Below are 5,344 nucleotides of genomic sequence, written 5' to 3'. Positions count from 1 at the left end.
GCGCCCGCGCGTCCCACCCCCCCGGGCCATTGTCCTCGCCCTGCCTCGTGGCCGCCCTGGCGCCCTCCCCCACGCCCGCCGCGCCCCCCCCCCCCCCCCCCCCCCCCCACGACCTCACGGCCTTGGAACGGCGCGGATTCCGGCGCGATATCGTTATGTCCCGTATCGACGCCGCTGTGCTATGACCCCTGCGGCTCGATATGAGTCTGTCTGTGTGCGGGGAAGAGGGCCGTGTGCTCTAGACCGTGCGTGCCAGACGCTCGGCGAGCATCCCGGCGAACCTCGTCGAATCGTCGGGCACGTCGCCTTCGGCGAGAAGAGTTGTTCCGTAGAGCAATTCGGCGGTTTCGACCAGAGACGGATCGGCCCCGCGGTCCTTATACGCCTGCTGCAGCCCAGTGATCAGCGCATGCTTCGGGTTCAGCTCGAGAATACGCTTACCGACTGGGACCGACTGTCCCGAAGCTCGATACATGCGCGCGAGCGCAGGTGTGATGCCGAAGGTCGGAGTGATCAGGCAGGCCGGCGATTCGGTCAGCCTCTTTGACAATCGCACTTCTGCAACGTGTTCGCTCAAGACCTCCTTCAACCAGGTCAGCAAGTCGGCGAAATCCTTCTCCTGCTCCTCGCGCTCGGCCTCGCTCTTGTCGTCCTCCGAGTCAAGGTCGACCTCACCCTTGGCCACCGATTGCAGCGGTTTGCCGTCGAATTCGGGCACGGACCCCACCCAGATCTCGTCGACGGGGTCGGTGAGCAGTAACACCTCGTAGCCCTTCGCGTTGAATGCTTCTAGATGCGGCGACTTCAGTAGTTGCTCACGCGACTGGCCGGTGGCGTAGAAGATCTGCTCTTGCCCTTCCTTCATGCGCTCGACATATTCGGGCAAGGTAATGAGGTCTTCGTCGCTGTGCGTTGAGGCAAACGACGAAACACGCAACAGTGTGTCGCGGTTGTCGGTGTCTGACATCAGACCCTCTTTGAGCACCGCGCCGAACTGTGCCCAGAACGCGCGGTAGTCCTCCGGTCGCCCCGACTGCAGATCCGAAATCGTCGACAAAACCTTCTTCGTCAAACGGCGACGTATCGCTGTGACTTGCCTATCCTGCTGCAGGATCTCGCGAGAAACATTGAGGGACAGATTTTCCGCGTCGACGACCCCTTTGACGAAGCGGAGGTACCTGGGCATCAATTCGTCGCAGTCGCCCAGCACGAAAACCCGCTTGACATAAAGTTGCACGCCGATCTTGGCATCCCGGGTGAACAAATCGAACGGGGCCTGCGATGGGATGAACAACAGCGCCTGATACTCGTAGGTGCCTTCGCCTCTCATCGTGATTATCTCGAGAGGGTCGTCCCATGCGTGGGCGATATGTTTGTAGAACTCGTTGTACTCCTCGTCGGAGACCTCGTGTCTGGACTTGGCCCACAACGCCTTCATCGAATTGAGGGTCTGCGTCTCGATGGTTACGGTGTCACTACCCCCCTCCTCCGCGGCACTTGCGATTCGCTCGACCTGCATCTGAATCGGCCACGCGATGAAGTCGGAGTACTTCTTGACGAGCTCCTTGATCTTCCACTCAGCGGTGTAATCGTGCAGCTGGTCATCACGGTCTTCGGGCTTGAGGTGAAGCGTGACCGACGTACCCTGCGGCGCATCATCGACTGATTCGATCGTGTATGTGCCGTCGCCGCTTGACGCCCACCGCGTGCCCTCGCTCTCGCCGGCCTTCCGGGTGAGGAGCTCGACATTGTCGGCCACCATGAATGTCGAATAGAAACCGATGCCGAACTGACCGATCAGTTCCTCAGATGCCGCGTCGGTCTTGGCTTCACGCAGCTTTTGACGCAATTCGGCGGTGCCTGATTTTGCGAGGGTGCCGATGAGATCCACGACCTCTTCGCGCGTCATCCCGATGCCGTTGTCTCGCACGGTAAGGATGCGTTGATGCTTGTCGACGTCGATCTCTATATGTAGATCGGATGTGTCGACATCGAGGTCCTTGTCCTGCAGCGACGCCAGACGCAGCTTGTCCAGCGCATCCGAGGCGTTCGAGATCAGCTCCCGCAGGAATGAGTCCTTGTTGGAGTAGACCGAGTGGATCAGCAAATCCAGGAGTTGGCGTGCCTCGGCCTGGAACTCAAGTCGTTCGACATGTGTAGTCATGTGATTTCCGTTCGACGAAACAACCTTCGCTTGTCCGTTTCTCGCCAAGATAGCACCGACCACGTCATCGACCGGGCCACCCAGCAACGGAGACCAGCGGGGCAGTTAGAGAAATCCCATACCCCTGGCTATCATCGTAATCCCGGCCACCGCCAGGAAAGCCACCAGTATTTTTCGTGTGTGAGTAACCGTCAAATCATGCAGCCGCCGCAGTGCCGCTTCGGTTTTCGCCGGTGCGGCGAGGTGGGAAACCAGAATGACCTCCTCGACGGTGAGCATTCCGATGATGTAGGCGATAGCGGCGATGACTTGGACTTCCACCGCTGCACCCGAAGCGACGATGAGAGCTAATACTAGTAAAAGCCCGTCGAGCGGCGGGACGATTATCACCCCGACGATGAACGCAGGCCATGGGGATCCGTTCTGCCATGCACTGCGGACGCGGCGGAAAAGTCTGACGATCACGGATCCGCCCTCGCCTTGCGCGCTACCGATCAGCTGAGAGATCACCGATGGGACGCTTGAGCGTGGTTCTTGGTGAGCTCGTTCGCCGCCGCCCGCCTCATCGGGCGTGGAACCCCGACCATGGCTGCTCGTCACCGGCACACGGGACCGCTGGCGTGCGATCGAGCGCAGCCCTATGAAGGCGGCGACCAGCAGCAGGGCGACGCCGGTGCCGATTGCTGTTTTCTGGACGGTCGGGTTGTCAGCCGGGTCGGCGAACTGCTTTATAAATGCTGCCGACGTCGGAATAGCGTGAAGCACAAGGAGAGGACCCACCACGGAGGCTAGACCAATCACTACGCAACCGGTCCAGTAGGCGAGCAGGCTCGGGATGGGGCGTGGACGGCAAAGCACCAGCAGGATGATGCCCAGGCGCACGGGGTTGACCGTTGTCAACAGCGCGAGCACCAGCAAAGACCCCCACATGGGGTCGAACATTACCTTGACGACCTTCACTTATCGAGTGTTTTGTTTGCTGGAGGCTATGGCGCAGCGCTGGCATCCGATCTTCGACATCGAAGTCGAACCCTCGACGCGCGAGCCGGGCCGCATTGAGAACTACGGCCATGCGTCGCGTGCGGAGTAGCAGCGCAGGCGCCGTAACCCCAGGTGGTGGGGCCGCGTCGTACCGCGAACGTGGACGGCGCACATGTCGCGCGAAAATGAAGGCGTCGGCGCGTCCATCCCTTGTTACGCTGGCTTTGAAACGCCTCAGCCGAGGCGATGGCGTGTTACTGCGTCGGATCCGCTGTGGGGGACTGCGGCCGAATTGCGAAGAGGAAACTGGTGGGGGTACCGAGGCGACTTGCCGACTTTGTTGCGGGGATGATCTACCGGCCAACCGGCGCGGTGGCCGAGGAATACCACAAGTGGTACTACGGGACCCTGCTTCAGGGTCAAACGACCTGGATGGGGATCACCTGCTGGAAATCCGTCAGCGACATGTGGAATTACCAGGAAATTCTCGCTGACCTGACGCCCTCGTTGGTAATCGAGTTCGGCACCCGCTACGGCGGCTCGGCAGTGTTCTTCGCGACCGTTATGCGGCAACTAGGAAATCCCTTCAGGGTTCTGTCGGTGGACGTTTCCCTCAGGGTGCTGGACCCGTCAGCCCGCCGTGACCCGGACATCACCTTTGTGAAGTCATCGTCGACGGAGCCGGCCGTCGCCGACCAAATTCGAAGTTTGAAGGAAGACTACCCGGGTAAAATTTTCGTCATCTTGGACAGCGACCATTCCATGCGTCACGTCTTAGGCGAGATGAAGTTGCTGAGGCCTCTACTGAATCCCGGCGATTACATGATCGTGGAGGATGCCAACGTCAACGGCCATCCGGTCCTGCCCCATTTCGGCCCAGGGCCGTACGAGGCGATAGAGGCCTACGAACAAGAATTTCCTGATGACTATGGTCACGACAGAAAACGGGAGAACAAGTTCGGCTTCACCTTTGCTACAAACGGGTTCTTGATTCGTCGCTGATCAGGGGACTTTTTGGTCCCCCTGGAGCGAGGTCGTAGCGATGCCTCTCCAGCGCGTCGCTTCAGTCGTACGAATCCGAGGGCGTGCTCGTGTGCGCCGCTTGGACGACACTTTCCAGGTGGTCCGCAGCGACCGCAACGCTTTCGCCGGCACTCGTCATGTGTGCGGCAATATCGCGAGCCCGGGCAACATAGTCGGCGTCGAGAATGTCGCGCAGGTCCGCAACCAGGGTCTCAAGACTGACACTTGCGAAGCGCCGCGTTTTCCCCACTTTCAACCGTTCGACCTGCTTTCCCCAAAGCGCTTGGTCAAACCATGTCGAAAGGATCAATGTGGGGACTCCGGCGCGCAGCCCCGCCGCCGTGGTCCCACCGCCGCCGTGGTGCACGACCGCGCGGCAGGCAGGGAAAACCGCTGCGTAATTCGCGGCGCTCACGACCTTCAGATTCGTAAAGCGCGCGATGTCGCCGAAGTCGGTCTCCGCTGCGCAAACCAACGCGCGTTCGCCGAGCTGGGTGCAGGCGTCGCTGATCATTGCGAGCGTTTCGGACGGAGACTTCACCGGCGTGCTGCCGAAGCCGAAAAAGATGGGTGGCGTCCCGTCGTTTACCCATGCCTGGATTTCGCCATCGGACGGGGTTGGCTGCGCTACCGTCAAGGCGCCCACGAAGGGCCGTTGACTCCGCCATTGCGCCCATTCGGACTGCAAGCCGGGGAAGCACACCGAATCGTAAGCTTGGATTTCGAGCGCTCCGCTCATCGGGATGCGTCGCGAGGGGGGCCTTTTCGCCTTTGGTAGACCCAGCGCGACGCGTTGGGTGTCCTCGAGCTTCTTTGTCATCGGCCACCCAAACCACTCGGACGCTGCCGCTGCACTGCGAGCCAGGGCGGTTGGAAGGAACGGAACCAGCTGTCCACTGGGCCTCATCGGGAAGGTGTGAAGGGTCGCAAATGGAATACCGTAAGACTCCGCTACGTTCGCGGCGGCTTCCTCGCCGATAACGCCACTGAGCAACAGATCGGCTCCCTGCGCCAGCGTTTTCAATGTCTTGCTGGTCTCTTCCCAGCACCGAATGCGGGGAGCCCATGCTTCTTGCCACAGCGCAATCAGTTGGTGGACCTTCCAGAAGTTGCGAGAGAAACGGGACCATAAGGCGCGATGTGCATCGAGCATCTCCTGCAGATCCGGCCCATACG

At 60.6% G+C, this 5,344-nt stretch carries 4 protein-coding genes; 1 reads left to right on the top strand and 3 read right to left on the bottom strand.

All coding sequences use genetic code 11. The features are described from left to right. Window positions 1-238: 238 nt before the first annotated feature. On the bottom strand, window positions 239-2,164 hold the full coding sequence (gene htpG / locus A5752_RS19290) for a molecular chaperone HtpG (RefSeq protein WP_067088774.1): 1,926 nt from the start codon (window positions 2,162-2,164) through the stop codon (window positions 239-241). A gap of 105 nt (window positions 2,165-2,269) precedes the next feature. Next, entirely contained in the window at window positions 2,270-3,124 is an 855-nt protein-coding gene (locus A5752_RS19285) for a GAP family protein (RefSeq protein ID WP_197500684.1), read from the bottom strand. Window positions 3,125-3,454: 330 nt separating this feature from the next. On the opposite strand from A5752_RS19285, the gene A5752_RS19280 reads away from it, so the two are divergent. Continuing rightward, window positions 3,455-4,147 carry a rhamnosyl O-methyltransferase gene (locus A5752_RS19280; protein ID WP_231983457.1) on the top strand — a complete coding sequence of 231 codons (693 nt, stop codon included), beginning with the start codon at window positions 3,455-3,457 and terminating at the stop codon, window positions 4,145-4,147. 61 nt (window positions 4,148-4,208) lie between these two features. Here the strand turns inward: A5752_RS19280 and A5752_RS19275 are convergent. Next, a partial coding sequence (locus tag A5752_RS19275) for a glycosyltransferase (protein WP_197500683.1) occupies window positions 4,209-5,344 on the bottom strand: 1,136 nt, incomplete at its 5' end.

This window comes from Mycobacterium sp. 852002-51961_SCH5331710 (genome assembly GCF_001665535.1).
Taxonomy (GTDB): Bacteria; Actinomycetota; Actinomycetes; order Mycobacteriales; family Mycobacteriaceae; genus Mycobacterium.
Note: the sequence above shows the minus strand (reverse complement) of the source record. Positions and strands in the feature narration are given on the sequence as shown.

Excerpts from the sequence above, each read along its gene's own strand:
- htpG (WP_067088774.1), bottom strand. The coding sequence starts at position 2,164 with ATGACTACACATGTCGAACGACTTGAGTTCCAGGCCGAGGCACGCCAA.